The organism is Sabulibacter ruber, from assembly GCF_017355955.1.
In the GTDB taxonomy this organism is placed as follows: domain Bacteria; phylum Bacteroidota; class Bacteroidia; order Cytophagales; family Hymenobacteraceae; genus Nibribacter; species Nibribacter ruber_A.
The window spans coordinates 254,092-270,140 of the sequence record NZ_JAFFID010000005.1 but is presented as its reverse complement, the minus strand read 5'-3'; the positions used below and the strand labels follow the sequence as shown (position 1 = coordinate 270,140).

At 48.9% G+C, this 16,049-nt stretch carries 14 protein-coding genes and 1 tRNA gene; 4 read left to right on the top strand and 11 right to left on the bottom strand.

What is annotated here, in order from left to right; translation table 11 throughout:
- Window positions 1-36 precede the first annotated feature (36 nt).
- Window positions 37-993: an AraC family transcriptional regulator gene (locus JT719_RS21205; RefSeq protein ID WP_207435757.1), complete on the bottom strand. Its 957-nt coding sequence runs from the start codon at window positions 991-993 to the stop codon at window positions 37-39.
- Between the two features lie 678 nt (window positions 994-1,671).
- On the opposite strand from JT719_RS21205, the gene JT719_RS21200 reads away from it, so the two are divergent.
- A complete protein-coding gene (locus tag JT719_RS21200) occupies window positions 1,672-3,033 on the top strand; it encodes an alpha-amylase family glycosyl hydrolase (protein WP_207435756.1) in 1,362 nt (453 codons plus the stop codon).
- 405 nt (window positions 3,034-3,438) lie between these two features.
- Here the strand turns inward: JT719_RS21200 and JT719_RS21195 are convergent, their stop codons facing one another.
- The 8 genes from JT719_RS21195 to JT719_RS21160 form a co-directional block, all read right to left on the bottom strand.
- Window positions 3,439-3,879, bottom strand: a complete 441-nt coding sequence (locus JT719_RS21195) for a hypothetical protein (RefSeq protein ID WP_207435755.1) — start codon at window positions 3,877-3,879, stop codon at window positions 3,439-3,441.
- A gap of 78 nt (window positions 3,880-3,957) precedes the next feature.
- Entirely contained in the window at window positions 3,958-4,482 is a 525-nt protein-coding gene (locus JT719_RS21190; protein ID WP_207435754.1) for a hypothetical protein, read from the bottom strand.
- A 96-nt stretch (window positions 4,483-4,578) separates the two neighbouring features.
- Entirely contained in the window at window positions 4,579-4,947 is a 369-nt protein-coding gene (locus tag JT719_RS21185; RefSeq protein ID WP_207435753.1) for a hypothetical protein, read from the bottom strand.
- 330 nt (window positions 4,948-5,277) lie between these two features.
- Window positions 5,278-5,955 (bottom strand): hypothetical protein, encoded by a 678-nt coding sequence (locus tag JT719_RS21180; RefSeq protein ID WP_207435752.1) that lies wholly within the window; start codon window positions 5,953-5,955, stop codon window positions 5,278-5,280.
- A gap of 83 nt (window positions 5,956-6,038) precedes the next feature.
- Window positions 6,039-6,554 (bottom strand): GNAT family N-acetyltransferase, encoded by a 516-nt coding sequence (locus JT719_RS21175; RefSeq protein WP_207435751.1) that lies wholly within the window; start codon window positions 6,552-6,554, stop codon window positions 6,039-6,041.
- A 187-nt stretch (window positions 6,555-6,741) separates the two neighbouring features.
- Entirely contained in the window at window positions 6,742-7,158 is a 417-nt protein-coding gene (locus JT719_RS21170; RefSeq protein WP_207435750.1) for a hypothetical protein, read from the bottom strand.
- A gap of 397 nt (window positions 7,159-7,555) precedes the next feature.
- Entirely contained in the window at window positions 7,556-8,623 is a 1,068-nt protein-coding gene (locus JT719_RS21165; protein WP_207435749.1) for an SDR family oxidoreductase, read from the bottom strand.
- Window positions 8,624-8,742: 119 nt separating this feature from the next.
- Complete coding sequence (locus JT719_RS21160) at window positions 8,743-9,477, bottom strand: winged helix-turn-helix domain-containing protein (RefSeq protein WP_207435748.1); 735 nt, start codon at window positions 9,475-9,477, stop codon at window positions 8,743-8,745.
- 150 nt (window positions 9,478-9,627) lie between these two features.
- Between JT719_RS21160 and JT719_RS21155 the strand changes: the two genes are divergently transcribed.
- From JT719_RS21155 to JT719_RS21145, 3 genes are all read left to right on the top strand, one after another.
- The gene (locus tag JT719_RS21155; RefSeq protein WP_207435747.1) at window positions 9,628-11,139 is read left to right on the top strand and encodes a serine hydrolase; all 1,512 of its coding nucleotides are present in this window, start codon (window positions 9,628-9,630) and stop codon (window positions 11,137-11,139) included.
- 183 nt (window positions 11,140-11,322) lie between these two features.
- Window positions 11,323-11,562, top strand: a complete 240-nt coding sequence (locus JT719_RS21150; RefSeq protein ID WP_207435746.1) for a hypothetical protein — start codon at window positions 11,323-11,325, stop codon at window positions 11,560-11,562.
- 114 nt (window positions 11,563-11,676) lie between these two features.
- The gene (locus JT719_RS21145) at window positions 11,677-12,960 is read left to right on the top strand and encodes a serine hydrolase domain-containing protein (protein ID WP_242693393.1); all 1,284 of its coding nucleotides are present in this window, start codon (window positions 11,677-11,679) and stop codon (window positions 12,958-12,960) included.
- A 516-nt stretch (window positions 12,961-13,476) separates the two neighbouring features.
- Here the strand turns inward: JT719_RS21145 and JT719_RS21140 are convergent.
- Both JT719_RS21140 and JT719_RS21135 read right to left on the bottom strand, forming a co-directional pair.
- Window positions 13,477-15,126: a S41 family peptidase gene (locus tag JT719_RS21140; RefSeq protein ID WP_207435745.1), complete on the bottom strand. Its 1,650-nt coding sequence runs from the start codon at window positions 15,124-15,126 to the stop codon at window positions 13,477-13,479.
- Window positions 15,127-15,951: 825 nt separating this feature from the next.
- A tRNA-Ser gene (locus JT719_RS21135) sits at window positions 15,952-16,036 on the bottom strand.
- Window positions 16,037-16,049 lie beyond the last annotated feature (13 nt).

The following is a 16,049-nucleotide window of genomic DNA, read 5'->3' as shown; positions in this document are numbered from 1 at the left end:
GGCAGCTGCTCCTTGTGGTAACATCAAAAAATGGGCTTACAGCGGCTTAACCGGGATGCACATGTCAAAGATGTGCAGCTTCTGGGGGTGCTTCTCAGGCTCATTCAGGTGGCTGATGTAGAAGTTCCGGCTGTCGGGCTGGTAGCCGTTGCCGGGGAGCCACTCCTGGAAGACGTAATCCCAGGCCGAGAAGCACTCGGCCATGGTAGCCTCCTTTCGGACCACCGCGTATTTGCCGCCCGTCAGAACCGTACTGCCGATGATGCCCTCGCCCAAAGTTCCCTCTGGCACCGTCAGGCACACATCTGCCTGGATGAACCCGCTAGGGTTGGGGTTGCTCCGGTATACCGTCAGGGCCTTGGTTTCGGGGAAATTGACCAGCCCCCTGGGTGCCGCCCACCGCATCAATGCCTCAAACATGCTCCCGAACGCCTCGCTGTCGTGCAGGTGGATGTTCAGGTTCCTCAGGTACACCACGTGCAGCTCGGGCAGGTCTTTCACCTCTACTTCAATTGAAATGCCTTTTTCCATACTTGTCTCTTTTAGGTTATGGATTCTGGAGGCAAGGTAGGATTCCATCTTTTCGTGCAGGTCGCGCTTGTTGCCCTCTTCCTTACAAATCTTGCTATCCTCTCCCTGGAGGCTTTCCCGGTACTCGATCGGGGTCATGCGGCGGGCGTCTTTGAACGTCCGGAAAAAGGAAGTCTCGTTGGCGAAGCCACTGAGGAAGGCGATCTCGCCCACTGGGGCAGAAGGGGAATGGGTGAGGTAGAAAGCGGCCCGTTCTACCCGCGCGTCCCGCATGAAGCGGCTGAGAGTCTTGCCGGTAGTGGCCTTGAAGACCCGGTGAAAGTGGAACTTGGAAAAATGGGACCGCTCGGCCACGGCATCCAGGGATAGGTCCTCCCCCAGATGCAGCCGGATGTAGTCAATAGCTTTGTTCACCCTTGCAAAGTACTCGCCAATGGATTGCTCCTGCACCGGCTTGCTCATGTAGTTACTTGTATCTCTTTTTACCTAAATCGCCATCAACCAGCCCGTAGCTTATTGCTGCACCTAAAACCACTAGGTTCCCGGAAGAATGAAACCATACCGCACAGCTTTCTCTTCAAGCACTTTTTCTCTGGATGGCTGGGCACAAAAATAGCAGCCCTACCGGAAATCTGACTTAGTCTGAAAGACACACCACGTTTTCATAAGGTGAGCTCCTCTCCCACCTGACTAAAAGAAGCAATCCACTGCATCACTTCTTTTACTGAACCAGGCCACCAGAACAGGAAGTATCTGATGGATGCCTGGCCTGGAACAAAAAGCCCTGGAGGTTTAAGGGTTACAACGGCGGATCCGGAATCTATGGAACAAATGGATGGCTTGAAGAGCTAACCACTCAATGGCTCTATTGGGTATTTTAAAGGGAAGTATAAAAGCTGTTTCCGGCCTGATTTTCTAAAAATAGAGCAGGATGGACAAGCAGTTGGCGAAGGAAATTACCAGGAGGCTGATTTCAGGCTGCTTTTCTAAAAACACCTCCATAACAGAAAAAGGGTGCGTGTGGCAGGTGCCCTACAATGCTGTGCAAGAGATAAATAGGCCTTCGCCTCAAGCCCGAGGGCGCCGTATATAAACTAGGCCTAGGGCGAACATATCCTGATTATCTAAAGCCTATCTAAGATGAAGAAAGTACTCAGCACCCTCCTGCTTCAATTGCTTGTGCTTTCCTGTTTTTGCCAGGATAAAGCCTCCATCGGCGGCACAAGTGGAACCACCAGCGATCCTCCGGCCTGGATCATGCAGGGCAACATCTATGAGGTGAATATCCGGCAGTACACGCCCGAAGGCACCCTGAACGCTTTCGCCAAGCACCTTGACCGTTTACAGCAGATGGGGGTACAAACGGTTTGGTTTATGCCGCTTCACCCCATCAGCAAGGTGGACCGGAAAGGGTCGCTGGGGAGCTATTATGCCGTCTCAGATTATACCGCCGTCAACCCGGAGTTCGGAACGATGGCAGACTTCAAACAGGTGGTAAAGGCTATCCATGATAGGGGCATGAAGGTCATCATTGATTGGGTACCCAACCATACCGGCGGAGACCACCGGTGGCTTACCCAGCACCCGGATTTCTTCGTGCGGGACAGCACTGGGAAGGCGACCATGGCGGTAGACTGGGCCGATACGAGACAACTGAATTACAAGAACCCGGTGATGCAGGACAGCATGATCGCCGCCATGAAATACTGGGTCTCCAGCACAGGCATAGACGGCTTCAGGTGCGACGTGGCCTGGAACGTTCCTGCTTCCTTCTGGCGCCGGTGCATCCCCCAGCTGAAGGAGATGAAAAGCCTTTTCATGCTGGCCGAGGGCGACAGCGCCTACCTGCCCAAGAGTGGTTTTGACGCGGTCTACCCCTGGCACATGTTCAAGATGATGGAGAAGGTGGCCAAGGGCGAAAGGCCGGCCTTCAGCCTGGATAGCGTGAAGCAGGAGAATGACCGGATGTACCCTGCCCATACCATCCAGATGTACTTTACCAGCAACCACGACGAGAACAGCTGGAATAAGGCAGACTACGGTACTTTCCCCGGCCCGGTGCATGCGCCCTTCGCGGTATTCACCCAAACCATGGCCAGCAGTGTCCCCCTGATCTACGGCGGCCAGGAAGAGCCGGTCCTGAGGGCCCTGAAATTCTTTGACAAGGACCCCATGGCTTTCGGTAAATTCCAAAGAGCCGCGTTCTATAAAACCCTACTTGATCTCCGGAAAAGGAACGCCGCCCTATCTGCCGATGCGTCTTTTCGGAAAGTGAGCGCAGGGGATGAGAAAGCAGTATATGCCTTCGTGCGGGAAAAAGAGAAGAAAAAGGTATTGGTGATCCTTAACCTTTCCGGTGCCCCACAGCCGATCACCATAAAAGAGAAATCGTTGATCGGGAGCGCCTACAATGTTTTCAAGGGTGCAAAGGAGCCTGTAAGTAGCAAGAAGTGGATCATGCAGCCTTGGGGGTATTCCGTGTATGAATACGATTCCAATTGATCTCTAAAGGTCTATCCGTTTGAGCGGATTCAATGTAAAGCGGGACAACCACCCAGGCCCATGCGATAGTACTTCAGTGAAGGACTACATTTCTTGCAATTTCCGATTTAGCAAGGGCTTCAAAAGCGGAACTACCGTTTTCTGTTCCACACTGCCCTACTCTAACAAAGAAAGAGTCTATTACAAGTAAAGGGGCCAGAAAGATTAACGACACTACAATAAACTTCATAGTAGCCCTCTCAAACTTCTTCCATGCAGAAGGTTGACGTGAAAGCAACAACGTTGACTCGTCGCTGTTTATATGTCGTTGATATAATTCTATCATCCTATTACTGTGCGCCAACGTCTAGTGTTAGCGACGGGCGAGCCGTCGCTAACACTAGACGTTGGTAGACTTATTTTTTATTACTCATTCATTTCATAGTGGATGAGGCCAAGTTCCCTAAGCTTCTTCTTAAATTCAGGGTCTTGTGTATTCACTAACTTAGTTTTTATTCCTTTTCCGATTCCGTAAATAAAAGGTCCAGGCCTGTTACTCCAGCCCGTCCCAAAAGGTCGTGGTTCATATCCTGCCCTTCTGCCTAATATCTTTAATATGTTTGCCCTTGAATCAGGTTTCTCGATGATTAAGTCCACGCATGGATAAATCTCTTCTTCAGAAACAAATACCTTGTCGGTAATTTCATAAACAATGTATTCTCTTCCATTGGTGGAACCGCGGTCATAAGACATCCATTCAAATATCAGTTCATGGTCACTAAAACTTCTTCCTGCATGTAATTCCGCATACAGAATAAGCTCACCTAATGTCTTGTCTACAAATTTTATGAATTCCTCAAAAGACATTTCTATTATTTAATATGACAACCAACGTCTAGGCTCAACGTCGGCCGAGATGCCGTTGCTGTGTTGTGTGAAGTTTTTTTACCTTTCTATTTTCTCCAGCTTTATTCTTTGATTTGGTTTTCTAAAGCCAATCAGATAATCATCTTTAATCTTATATACTGTTGAGGCTGTAGATAGAATAAACTCCCCATTCTTCATTTCACATCTTCCTTCTAAAAACACTGTAGAAGAGCCAATGTTTGTACTGGAAGAGAAGCTAAACTCACTTTCTTTTTTCCACCTAGTAATATGAAAGGTTGTATCAGCCTCTGTGAATTCCCAACTTTCCAAACTGTTCCTTTGGTGTCGGTCTATCCCTGCTCCAAAAAGCTTACCCATTATTATAGAAGCGAGAATTGAATTAATCAGAAAGGATTTGGCATAATCCAGTTTTTTAAGCAAATAAAAAAGAACAGCAAGTAATAGATTGAAAATAAAGACAACAGGAATTGAAATGAATACAAAAATGGAAATACTTGGGTCTGGGTCTAAATCTTCAACCCATAGCCAAATGAGAGTTACATCAATTACTATTAACCCTAATATTTTATAGAATATTTTCATTCTTATAAATTTCACACAACGGGCTTGGCTAAACGACTGGCGAGGCCGTAGTGTGAAGGCTGACGTTTATACAATATTAGCAGCAGGCATTTCTTTTTAGTTTAGTGAACAAAGACGTTTATTGTCTATTTCTTTATAAGCTGCTGGGAAAGCGAAAATTTCTTTTTTGCCATTGGAATCATTACACCTTTGGATGTGGGTCGCTTCCTTTTTAGCCATGCGCTTCAATTTATTCCAGAACTTCTCTGTCGTCTTGTCGGCACCGTTTCCGATTATCTTGTAGTGGTTTCCTATCCAACCAAAGTTAGATATAGGAATTTCGCCTTCGTCGGTAATTTTGATTTGAAGGTGAATAACTCCAGGATGGCTCGCGCCAAAATACGGAATAGTAGTATTGGCTCCTGGCCTTATTTCTGTCCATCCTACCCATGGGTCTGATATTTGTGCGCTTGCTGCAGAAGTCAAGTCCAGAAGTGGTAACGGCCCAGAAGGTACATGCAAAAATTTATACTCTACATAACCTAACCCTGTTTTTTGTGTGGCTAAATCTGCACTGATGTCGTGTTCTTTTTTGGCAATCCATTTTCTGTTACCGTTTGAAATAAGGAATGCCAGCTCCTCTTCTTGATTGAGCTATTTATTAAGTAGCTCAACGTCTTGTTGCGCCAAATACATTGGTAACCATGCCATCCTTTTGTTCTTGTTGCTTGCTGCTAACGGCTAGTATAAAAGACGGCGAGGCCGTCGGCCGTAGCATGTTTTTTATACAATGTTAGCAGCTGCCTTTTTTATTTTTTATCTACTGCCGTAGAAATATTCTCCAAATCTAACTACTTCTTTGGCTACAGAGTCAGTCGCTCTTAATTTATAGTCTTTAATTACTTGTTTGGATTTGTCTGACTCAACCGTTCTTAGAAACTCGTAAGCGTTTGCCCTGTACTCGACATTTTCTGAACTGTCAAGTAAAATCCTTTTCATTGTCTCAATTGCAGGTTTGTAATTTATTCTTTGAAGTCCTAGCATTGCATAAACTCTGGACTTCATTTCCTTTTTTTCAATTTTTCCCGTTAAAATCGGTCCAATTTCGTAACCTGCTTCTTCAATAGGTCTAACAATATATCCTTCGGCAACAGATTGGTTTTGAAAGACGGAATAGTAATGGAAAGCGCATTTGTTGTCAATTACTTTACCAACAAAGAAGTGGTAGGTCAAGATAAGTGCTACTACTACTCCTGCTGTTCTAAAATTCTTTTTTCTAAGCTGTAGAAGCCCACATACAATGAGGTTTACTGTTACCAACCAAAAAATTGACTTGTAGAAGAATATTGCATTCAGAGCAATTTCAAGCATTAGCAATTCTTTCCCTTCTGGACTCCAAGCGTAATTGTCAGTCGAGGTCAATATTTTCCAAATCCCAATCACCGATAAGCTGGTAATCAAATAGAGTAATATTTGCTTGGTGAGCTTCTTCATTTAAGGTTGCTGCTAACGGTTTGGCTAAACGACGGCGGCCGTTGGCCGATGCTGGCGTTTAGCTGTTGTTGCCAGAAGTTCTTTTACTTTTCCCACTCTGATTTTAACACAGCCATTACTATTTTATCATGAAATTCACCATCCCTATAACACGCCTGCTTTAAACGTCCTTCAATTTTGAATCCAGCGTTTTCATATGCTTTTATACCCCCAATGTTAGGTTCAGAAACGGTTAACATGATTCTATTGAAGTCAAAATCGCTAAATCCTAGTTTGAGGATTTGTTTAGTAACTTCTGTTCCAATTCCTTGTCCCCAATACTGCTTCTCACCAATGAAGATAAAAAATTCACCAGACCTGTTTAATTTTGAAATACCTGATATTCCCGCGTATCCAATTAATTGATTAGTTTGATTGAGATAGATGCCAAGGTTAATACTTCTGGTATCCTCCAGCGTTTTCTCAAACCATCTGTCTACCTCTTGGTTTGTATTGATTTCTTTGAAAGAAGATAGGGAGTACTTTATAACTTCTTCATCATTAATCCAGCTATAAAAGGGAGTGACATCTGTCTTAACTAGTGGTGATAGTTTAATCATGGTTTTTATTTTGGTGATTCTAACAAGCTTAAGCTAAGAGATAATAATTCCCATTAATAAATACTTTAACAGACATTAATTTTTGCATTTTTAGGTTTTCTTTATTAAGGGAATTACTGGCGACGTACTAAGCTAAACGACGGGCGAGGCCGTCGGCCGAAGGCTGACGTTTAGGTGTTGTTAGGGTTTAGTTTTTCTTTGAGTTCCTGTTCTTGTTTTCAATTAAAAACAATTTATACTCACCATTCCAAGAATAATCTTGTTGTTTGTTGTCATCTGTGTTATTGACAAGTAAGCTTATCTTTAGATAGTCGCCTTTTATCATCAAACTGCCAGAATAACTATAGTAGCCTTTTTTTGTAGGAATACTTTCACCTTTGATTGTTCCGTCAGAAAAGCTAGGAACAGGAATCAATACACTGTCCTTGTATGTACCATTGAAGATAAGCGATATAGGGTCGTGGGCCATATACCTTCTTTTGCCTAGAACTTTTATATAAGATTGTTGATCTATTGTCACGCCATAGGCATTACTATAATTCTTCACTCCTGAACAAGAGCTAAGAATCACCAAGCTTAAAAGCCCGATAAACTTATTTGCCATTTATTTATAGAATATTCTCTATTAGCTTATTTGAATCTAAGTAGTAAGCATCTGGTCTTTTCTAGTTAATCTGAGATTAACTTATTATACCTACCTGATTATTATTAAAATTAACCCTAACTACATTGTATAAGGAACTGTTCCGGTTATTGACACCTTGGACAGAGGCAAACTTCCGTTTATCCATCCAACGGTAGTTAGATAAACGGAACCGCGCTGCCGAATATACTATATCCTACAAACATTATATGAGCCCTTTCTATTTTCGGCTTCTTTTTTCTAAAACGTACTAAAAACAAAGGAGGAGCAACCCTGTAGCTGCTCCTCCTTTGTTTTTATCAAGAGGTAAATCTTCGTAAATACTTCTTTCTTTTAGCAGGTCCAAGGCCAAATACTTCTACGGTATCAACCGGTCTTTTCGCAACTGCTCAAACAGGTTAAAGAAAGATTCGTCGGTTTTTTGGTAGACGTGGAAACCCAGTTGGCGGCTTTTAGACATATCGGTCATGACCTCGATGGGGCGGCCCAGGTCCAGGTCGGTGTGCCAGGCCGAGGCCAGGCGGTCCAGGTTGGGTTCTGCCAGGTTGTATTTCTCTGCGATCTGCTGCCAGAGCGGACCATCATTGGCTAATTCGGCTTCCAGCGGATGGATGGTGCCGTCATAGCCCACGGCCTTCACGCCGAACCATTGGGCCAACTGGTACCATAACTTGTTCCAGCGGAAGTACTCGCCGTTGACCACGTTGAAGGCCTCGTTGCGGGCGGCCTCAGTGGTGGCGGCCCACACCAGGTGCTTGGCCAGCACACGGGCATCGGTCACGTCAGAGAGGCCGTTCCATTGCGCGGAGGAACCTGGCCAGTGGAACGGCCGACCGGTTTCTTTGCAAATGGTAGCGTAGAGGGCCAGGGTGGTGCCCATGTTCATAAGGTTGCCCACGGCCTTGCCGATGATGGTGTGCGGCCGGTGGATGCTCCAGGTAAAGCCATCGCGCTCGGCGGCGGCGTATACCTCGTCTTCCTGGGCATAGTAGAAGTTCTCCATGTCCAGGCGCGGATGCTCCTCGCGCAGCGGCGTCTCGGGCAGGAACCCTTCGGTGGCGTAGGCCTCAAACGGCCCCAGGTAGTGCTTCAGGCCGGTCACCAGCGCCACGTGCTGCACCGATTTCTTCGGCGACAACACATCCAGCAGGTTCCGGACCATGGCGCTGTTCACCCTGATGTTCTCGGCCTCGGTTTCCTGGCGCATCCAGCTGGTGAAAAACACGTGCGTAGGCGCAATATCTGCCAGGGCGGTCTGCAGGCTCTCGGGGCTTTGCAGATCAGCGGCCACGGGTTGCAGGCCGGGTACATCGGTTTTGGGGTTGCGGGCCAGCCCGTAGGTGGTCCATCCCTGTGAAATGAACTCCTGGGCCAGATTGCTGCCCACAATCCCGCTGGAACCCACTACTAATGCTATATGATTCATGGTGGTGTCTTAGGTTGAAGTTGATGTAAAAAGGTGCCTCCGTTTTGCACCGTTTTCTAAAAAGTACCTCCTTTTCGCCTCAGGGGTTTACGCGATGGCCAGTTTTCTGGGATCAAACTTCAGTGGCCAGGCTTCTCCCTTCTTTCCCATAGTTGCCTCTTAAGACTGGAGATAAGGAGGGAGTATCTCTCCAAAGCCGTGTCTTGGGCCAGCGAGTCATTGACGTAGAACTCCGGCCTCCTATCCCCCTCCATGAAGAGGCGGTACCTGGTCCCGTCCGACCCGATGGTTTCAATGGTATTCAGATAGGTTTCCTTCCCCGAGGCGGAAAGATCAGGGAACGCGGTCTCTACGGATAAGGCAGGCTCTTGGGGGGGTGTTTTCCCGTCAGGGGCGGCGGCGGTGAACCCGGGGGGCATGCTTTTGGAGAGAAGGGCCACCGCGATGACCAGGACCACAGCACAGGCTATCATCACCCACCTACGGTATTTTCCCTTCCCGTAGGCAGCCTCCGTCTCCTCGGGAAGGTCACCTGCCTGGGCAATGGAGCCGTGAAGGATGTATCCTTTCTTAGGCACCGTCTCAATCAGCACCCGCCCGGAGTCATGCAGGGCCTTCCTCAGAAAGGAGACGGCCTGGTTCAGACCCTCGTCTGCCCCGCCGTACCCCTGCCAAATCTCCTTCGCCAACTCCTCCCTGGTCACGAGCTTCCCCTCGTTTGCCGAAAGAATGCAGAGCAACTGCATCAGCCTCGGCTCCAGCCTTCTCTCCTGGCCGCTTTCCGTATCCAGCACCAGGTTAAGCGAAGGGATAACCCGGAACCTGTTATTGATGGTAAAACTCCCGTCTGTCATATTAAATGGGGCAAAAAGGTTGATGTTAAGGACCCTGAAAAGCTTCTAAAGGATTTCTAAAGGTTTTCTAAAGGTTTTCTATATACCCGAATCCACCAGATGCGCCTAGCTTAGCCCATCGGATCACCTCACGTTCGCAATCCTTAAGATATGCCTAAACTAAAAAAGAATGAAGTGTTTGCCAGGCTCCCTTTGGCCCTGGCCCTATGTCTCTCCCTCTGCCTGTCCGCTGCGGGCCGTCAGAGAGCCGGCTATTCCCCCGAAATCGAGCGGAAGATAAAGCTGGTGGAGCAGAACCTATTCAATTGGGTCCAGATCAAAGACCAGCCCAACTGGGCCCTAGGGGAAAGGATGGCTTACCACAAAGTCAAAGGGATGAGCATAGCCGTTATAGATGACTTTAAGGTTGAGTGGGTGAAGGCCTACGGATGGGCGGACACGGCCGAGAGACGGCCGGCCACCCCCGCCACCCTGTTCCAGGCCGCCTCCATCGGGAAATCGCTGCACGCCATGGGGTGCCTTCGGTTGGTTGAACGGGGGAAAGTAAGCCTTGGGGAGGACATAAACGCCTACCTGCGTTCCTGGAAGTTCCCCTACGACACCCTTTCCCGCGGCACGCCCATCACCCTGGCCCACCTGCTGGGCCATACCGCCGGGCTAACTGTCCACGGGTTCGATGGCTACAAGGTTGGGGCGCGGCTGCCCTCCCTCCTGCAGGTGCTGGATGGGGAGCAACCGGCCAACTCTCCGGCTGTGAGATCAGAATTCGCGCCGGGCATAAGGTTCCAGTACTCGGGCGGCGGATATGAGATCAGCGAGCTCATGGTGGAGGACCTCAGCGGCCTGCCCTACCGGGACTATATGGAAAGGGAGGTGTTCAGGCCTTTGGGTATGCGCAGCAGCACCTACGAGGAAATCCCTTCGGGCAGATTCCAGGGACGGCTTGCCACCGGGTACCGTGCCGACGGTAAAGACATAGGCGGCAGATTCCACGTGTACCCCGAGAAGGCCTGCGGGGCGGGCCTCTGGGCCACGGCCGGAGACATCGCCCGCTTCGTGCTCGGGGTGCAGCTCGCGCTGAAAGGGGAATCAAACAAAGTCCTTTCAAAAGAAATGGCTAGGCTGATGGTGTCACCCACCACGCCTGACTCCACCAGTGGGTTAGGGGTCTTCCTGGAGAAAAGGGGCGGCAACCGGTATTTCCAGCACAGCGGACTCAACGAGGGTTTCAGCAGCCAGTATTACGGATCGGTGGAGGGCGGCAAAGGGGTAGTCATACTTGTCAACTCTGATAACACCAGGTTCGCGCAGGAAGTGGTCAACAGCGTGGCTACGGTGTATGGCTGGAAGGATTTCGCGCCGTACGCCCTCAAGACGGTCGTTGAACTTCCGGAGGGGGAGCTCAAGAGATACGTGGGGAAATACCAGTTCAAGGGCGGCCCCGATGACTATGTCACGGTCACGATGAGGGAAGGGGTGCTGTATCTGAAAGACAGCCACGCGGGAACGGAGTGGGAGATTTTCTTCACCTCCCCGACTGACAGCTTCATGCACGAGGCCCGTTGGGTGGACCAGGTCTTCTCCAGGGATAAGGACGGAAAGGTACACGGATTCCACATCAAGGGCGGCGGCATGGAGCAGTGGGCCGCCAAGGTGGAGTAACAGCTTCCCGATTCCCCCTTCCCGGGAAGGCCTTCTGCCCCATGCTCGGGAATATCTACGCCCTAAACCTATGATGAGAGCGGGAAACACCGTTTTCACGCCTCTTATGCTGAAATGGTTAGAAAATGAGAAGCAAGGCTGTCAAGCTCAGACTCCTCCATGTGTCTCTTGCCTTATCCGCCTGTGTGGCCCTGCCGGCTGGGCAGGGGCATCGGCCCTATCCGGGCAGACGGGTACGGAGGGCAGTTCCTGCTTGTGGATACAGAGAACAACCTGGCCATCGCCCAGCGGAACTTCACCGGGAATCCGTTCCCTACCTCCGGGTTGTTCCTGATCAGAAAAAGGAGGAGACATGGCGGAAGGGTCCATCTAATGCAGATCCAGGACACCATAATAAAACCATTTAGGAAGGAATTGATATAAATTTTTAGGAATTTAAGCAACTGTCACTTTAAGTACGAGATGAGTCGCTAGCCTGCCTTCTTCCTAAGCATAGCCCAGGCATCATACTCCCTCAAACAGCAAATAGGAATCGGCATGTTAAAAACACCCCTGGCTCTCCTGGCAATCTCACTTCTCTGCATCAATTCCTTGCTTGGGCAAGGCGGTGATATCCAGATACGAAAGGGAATGTTGACGTTCGCTCCGGCGACTGACAGGGGGGCGGAAACCCCGAGGAAGAAAAGGCGAATCCATCGTCTGGATGGTTCCCGGATACACCACTCCAAACTTGACAAACAGGTCCAGGCTCTTGTGGAGAAGGCTAAGGTGACAGGTTTCACGCTGACTATATTCAACCAGCACGCTGTCGTCTACCAGAAGGCATTCGGCTATTCGAACTATGATGCCAAGGACTACCTTACCATAGACCATGTGTTTTACGGGGCCTCCTTGAGCAAGTCGGTCTTCGGGTATCTTGTGGCGCAGCTGGCCCAGGAAGGAATAATCGACCTCGACAGACCCCTGCAGGACTATCTGGATGTCCCCATCCCGGAATTGGAATTCGAGAAGGAATGGAGGGGCTTTAAAGAGCTAACCGGTGATGGGCGCTACAGGAAAATAACGGCCAGGATGTGCCTGGCGCACACCACAGGTTTCCCGAACTGGAGATGGATAAGCAGAACCGGGGAGTTTCAGCCGGAGGGCAAGCTCCAATTTTACTTTGATCCGGGTACCTCCTTCAGTTACTCCGGGGAAGGGATGCAATTACTGCAGTATGTCCTCCAGAAGATAACCGGAAAAGGGTTGGAGCAATTGGCCAGGGAGTATGTCTTCGATCCAATAGGGATGGAAATGACCAGCTATCTGTGGCAGGAAAGATTCAAGGATAGGACCTGTAATGGCCATGCAAAAGACCAGAAGGTTTTCAAAATAGATATCGCGGATGAGGCAGCAGCTGCAGGCTCAATGAGCACGACGGTTGTGGATTATTCCAACTTCATGCGGCGAATCCTTGAACTGTCACGCTCAAGATCCCCGATAACCAGGTTGATGTTTACCCCTAACATCCGGATCCGATCAAAAAAGCAGTTTGGCCCGGGAGCACTTAAAACAACCGGCGAGAATGATACTGTGGGGCTAAGCTACGGGCTTGGCTGGGGGCTGCTGAACGAAACACCTTACGGGAAAGCCGCTTTCAAGGAGGGGCACGGAGAGGGCTTTCAGCACTACTCCATCATTTTCCCGGAGAAAGGGATGGGGATTCTGCTTATGTCAAACAGTGACAATGCGGAGAGCATTTTCAAAAAGGTCCTGGAAATAGGAATCGGCGATATCTATACGCCTTGGCTTTGGGAAGACTATATTCCCTATGGTGAATAATCAAAACATCGAAGGACTGTTGCAGGAGTTGCGCAATCCCCGAATCAGTTAGGCCCGCAGATCAGGATTGGCATCAAAGCCGGGGAAATAAACGAGGCCTGAGAAAAGGTGGTAAACAAAGAAGCTCGCTATCGCTACGTCATTGATGCTACCACGATATAACTGAAAAGCACCCTATTTATTTTTCAAAGAAAGGAGATGCTGCATTTCAAATAAGATAAGACCTTTGTCATGGTTTGAAGCTTACCAAAGGAAGGAACCTCTCACCTCTGCCGGGGAATGAACCTGCAAAGGATAATTCCATGGGAGGTTGCACTTCTTGCACTTCCTGCACAATTGAAAGGTCTAAAGAACCAGGCCTGCCAAAACCCGGCCGACCCAGTCTGACCCAAAGCGTTTCCATCGCCCACCCATCACATACAAGCCACTGATATAAATACTCCCTTGATTATTCTGGTAGTCTGAAGGCCCCTATATAGTACAACAGCCATTATGAGCCAACAGGCAGAAGCATCCCTATTTTCTGTTCACAAACTCGATGGCCCTCTCCAGTACCTCGTCCCTCCCGTCTATGATCCCCTGGATGGTAGGGCTGGCCTCGAGGTCGATTCTCACCCCTTTCCTCTGCGTTTCTGTCCTGTCGGGGTAGAAGATGCCGATGCCGCTTATCACTGTTTTGTACCCGCCCACCATCTCGATGGTGCTAACATTTCCGTCGGCCCCTGAGGTCTGACTGCCTATCGTCGTCACGTTGTCGCCCGTCTGCAAACACATCACCGTGAACTCAGCATGGCTCTGGGTCCTCTCGTTTGCCAGCAGGACAACTTCGCCCTTGTATCTAAGCTCACCGCTCTGCCCGCTCTGGCGGCCGCTTTTCCAGATAAACCTCCCGGGATAGTCCAGGTCGGGATAGGTGACCCTATAGAAGTCATTGCTTTTCGAGCTGATGTAATCCGCCACGGCGTATAGGGTCTGCTTCGGGTAGTTCCTGATGTCGAAGATGATGGCTTTCGTGTTGTTCAGTGCCCCCATCGCCTCAGCCACGTCCTTGGTTTCCAGTGCACCCATGTTGACATAGCCGATATTGCCGTCAAGTATCTTGAATTTCTCGCTCTCCTGCTTTCCCGGCTTAAGCTCACCTGCCAGATACCTCTTTATGGTTTTGGAGGATGTTACGCCGCCCCTGGTGTATTCAACCCTTACCGAATCAGAAGGCCCGTTGAAGATGGTATAATACGCGTTGGACATCTTCTTCGGGATATTCGAGCCGTTTATGTATTTCTCGTTTTCCCTGAAGATGGTTCCGACGTCTCGGCCGTTGACTTTGGTGATGGCATCCCCGATCCGCAGGTCGTCTTTTTTCGCCAGGGCCTCATCGTAGAAGCCCGTGATAACCGCTTTCCCGTCTATCAGATGGAAGTTCGCCGGTATCCAATAGAGCCCGAAGTGGGCCCTTGTCCGGTCAGTGGAAAACCCGGCATGGCTATCATCCACGCTGACGATCAACCCGAGCATCGCCATATGGTAATCGGATTCGTTTTTGGCGTACAGGAATTCGGGGATCATCCTGTCCAGAACCACATCCCAATCCGTGTCGGCCTGGTATTTATAGGGGAAGAAGTATTCGACGATATTCCAGTACCGGAACAAGGAGAGTAATCTCAGCCTGGCATCGCTCCAATCTGAACCCCTATAGGTGATTTCATTGGTGACAATGACATTCCTGGCTACATTGGCCGAGGACACATAGAACTTCTTCCCCTGGTGCCTGTTCCGCTCAATGAACCTAAGCCTTTCGGAGAGTCCGGCCGTGAAAACCTTACCGTCATCCAGCCAGCTTAGATCGAAGTTGTCGTCGAAATAGTCATGATTGCTGTTTTGGCTGCAACCCTTGCATTCTTTTACTTTCCCCAGACCGTCCAGCCAATCCATATAGACCCGGGAGAGTCCTTCCCTGGTGGATATCTCCTTGACTTTTGGCAAAACCCTGAACAGTTCCTCATCCCAGTTGTATTTTCCGGCAGCCACAGTCGGATGGTAGTATTTCAGGAAGCCCCAAACCTTTGCTGTCGCCGCAAGTTTTTCGGTCTCGGTTAAGCTGTTTTGGGCAATCGCGGCCTTAAGGCAGACTAGAATGAGAAGAACAATCAGAATCGGGTTTTTCATCTTTTTGGCATTGGTGGAGACTGCAGTGTATATGGGGCACATCCGGATATTGGGGCTTCGGCCCGAATCAGGAATACCTTATGGTTCCGTACATGCCCTGCTGTTTGATTAGGTATCGGATAGTTTGGTCTTCGGTGCCGCCGCTACCCCCAACATCAAGGGGGCTCCGGCAGTTGGTCCTTAGTCCGGAGTCATCGATTCCCTGATCCTACCATTGAAAGCTGGGTAAACGGTACCGGACCACCGAAAGTACTATATTCATCTTTGTGAATGCATTCCGTACCCTGGATTTTTGTTTCAAAATAACCCCTATTTCAACTATTGCTTAAACTCCTTGTTTAGGGAGTTTACGACTTTTGCTTTCGCCTCAAGTCTAGCAAATGTTAGAATTGAAGCACCTTACAGAAGTGTCACAACTTTTATTGGATGAGTTGGTGGACCTGAACCTAATTAAATAAAGAGGGTGGCTGCTAACGATTCCCGGGGAATGAACCTGCAAACAACACTTTCACTGAGTTGCACTTCTTGCACTCTCTGCATTATTGAAAGTCTAAAGAACCAGGTACTAAAAGAAAAATGCCTGCAAGAATCTTCTTACAGGCATTTTAAATTATGGCTTTGGTTAAGCAAGTAGTCGGACACCAACGCCGTCAAGCAAGATCTACTACTTTGTCCATAGATATAAAACGGGCCAGCCATGAGTTCTTTTGATATCTAAAATGAGAGACTAGATTCAAATACACATCTAAAAGTTTCCGATATATGTCTGAACTAAAACAAAAAGCCCTGTAAGTTTTCACCTACAGGGCTTTTTCTATTTACTCGCAGAGAGAGAGGGATTCGAACCCCCGGACCCGCAAAGGTCAACGGTTTTCAAGACCGCCGCAATCGACCACTCTGCCATCTCTCTAAATGTGATACAA

Excerpts from the sequence above, each read along its gene's own strand:
- JT719_RS21190 (WP_207435754.1), bottom strand. The coding sequence starts at position 4,482 with ATGAAAATATTCTATAAAATATTAGGGTTAATAGTAATTGATGTAACT.
- JT719_RS21165 (WP_207435749.1), bottom strand. The coding sequence starts at position 8,623 with ATGAATCATATAGCATTAGTAGTGGGTTCCAGCGGGATTGTGGGCAGC.
- JT719_RS21175 (WP_207435751.1), bottom strand. The coding sequence starts at position 6,554 with ATGATTAAACTATCACCACTAGTTAAGACAGATGTCACTCCCTTTTAT.
- JT719_RS21145 (WP_242693393.1), top strand. The coding sequence starts at position 11,677 with ATGTTAAAAACACCCCTGGCTCTCCTGGCAATCTCACTTCTCTGCATC.
- JT719_RS21155 (WP_207435747.1), top strand. The coding sequence starts at position 9,628 with ATGCCTAAACTAAAAAAGAATGAAGTGTTTGCCAGGCTCCCTTTGGCC.
- JT719_RS21180 (WP_207435752.1), bottom strand. The coding sequence starts at position 5,955 with ATGAAGAAGCTCACCAAGCAAATATTACTCTATTTGATTACCAGCTTA.
- JT719_RS21170 (WP_207435750.1), bottom strand. The coding sequence starts at position 7,158 with ATGGCAAATAAGTTTATCGGGCTTTTAAGCTTGGTGATTCTTAGCTCT.
- JT719_RS21205 (WP_207435757.1), bottom strand. The coding sequence starts at position 993 with ATGAGCAAGCCGGTGCAGGAGCAATCCATTGGCGAGTACTTTGCAAGG.
- JT719_RS21195 (WP_207435755.1), bottom strand. The coding sequence starts at position 3,879 with ATGTCTTTTGAGGAATTCATAAAATTTGTAGACAAGACATTAGGTGAG.
- JT719_RS21140 (WP_207435745.1), bottom strand. The coding sequence starts at position 15,126 with ATGAAAAACCCGATTCTGATTGTTCTTCTCATTCTAGTCTGCCTTAAG.
- JT719_RS21160 (WP_207435748.1), bottom strand. The coding sequence starts at position 9,477 with ATGACAGACGGGAGTTTTACCATCAATAACAGGTTCCGGGTTATCCCT.
- JT719_RS21200 (WP_207435756.1), top strand. The coding sequence starts at position 1,672 with ATGAAGAAAGTACTCAGCACCCTCCTGCTTCAATTGCTTGTGCTTTCC.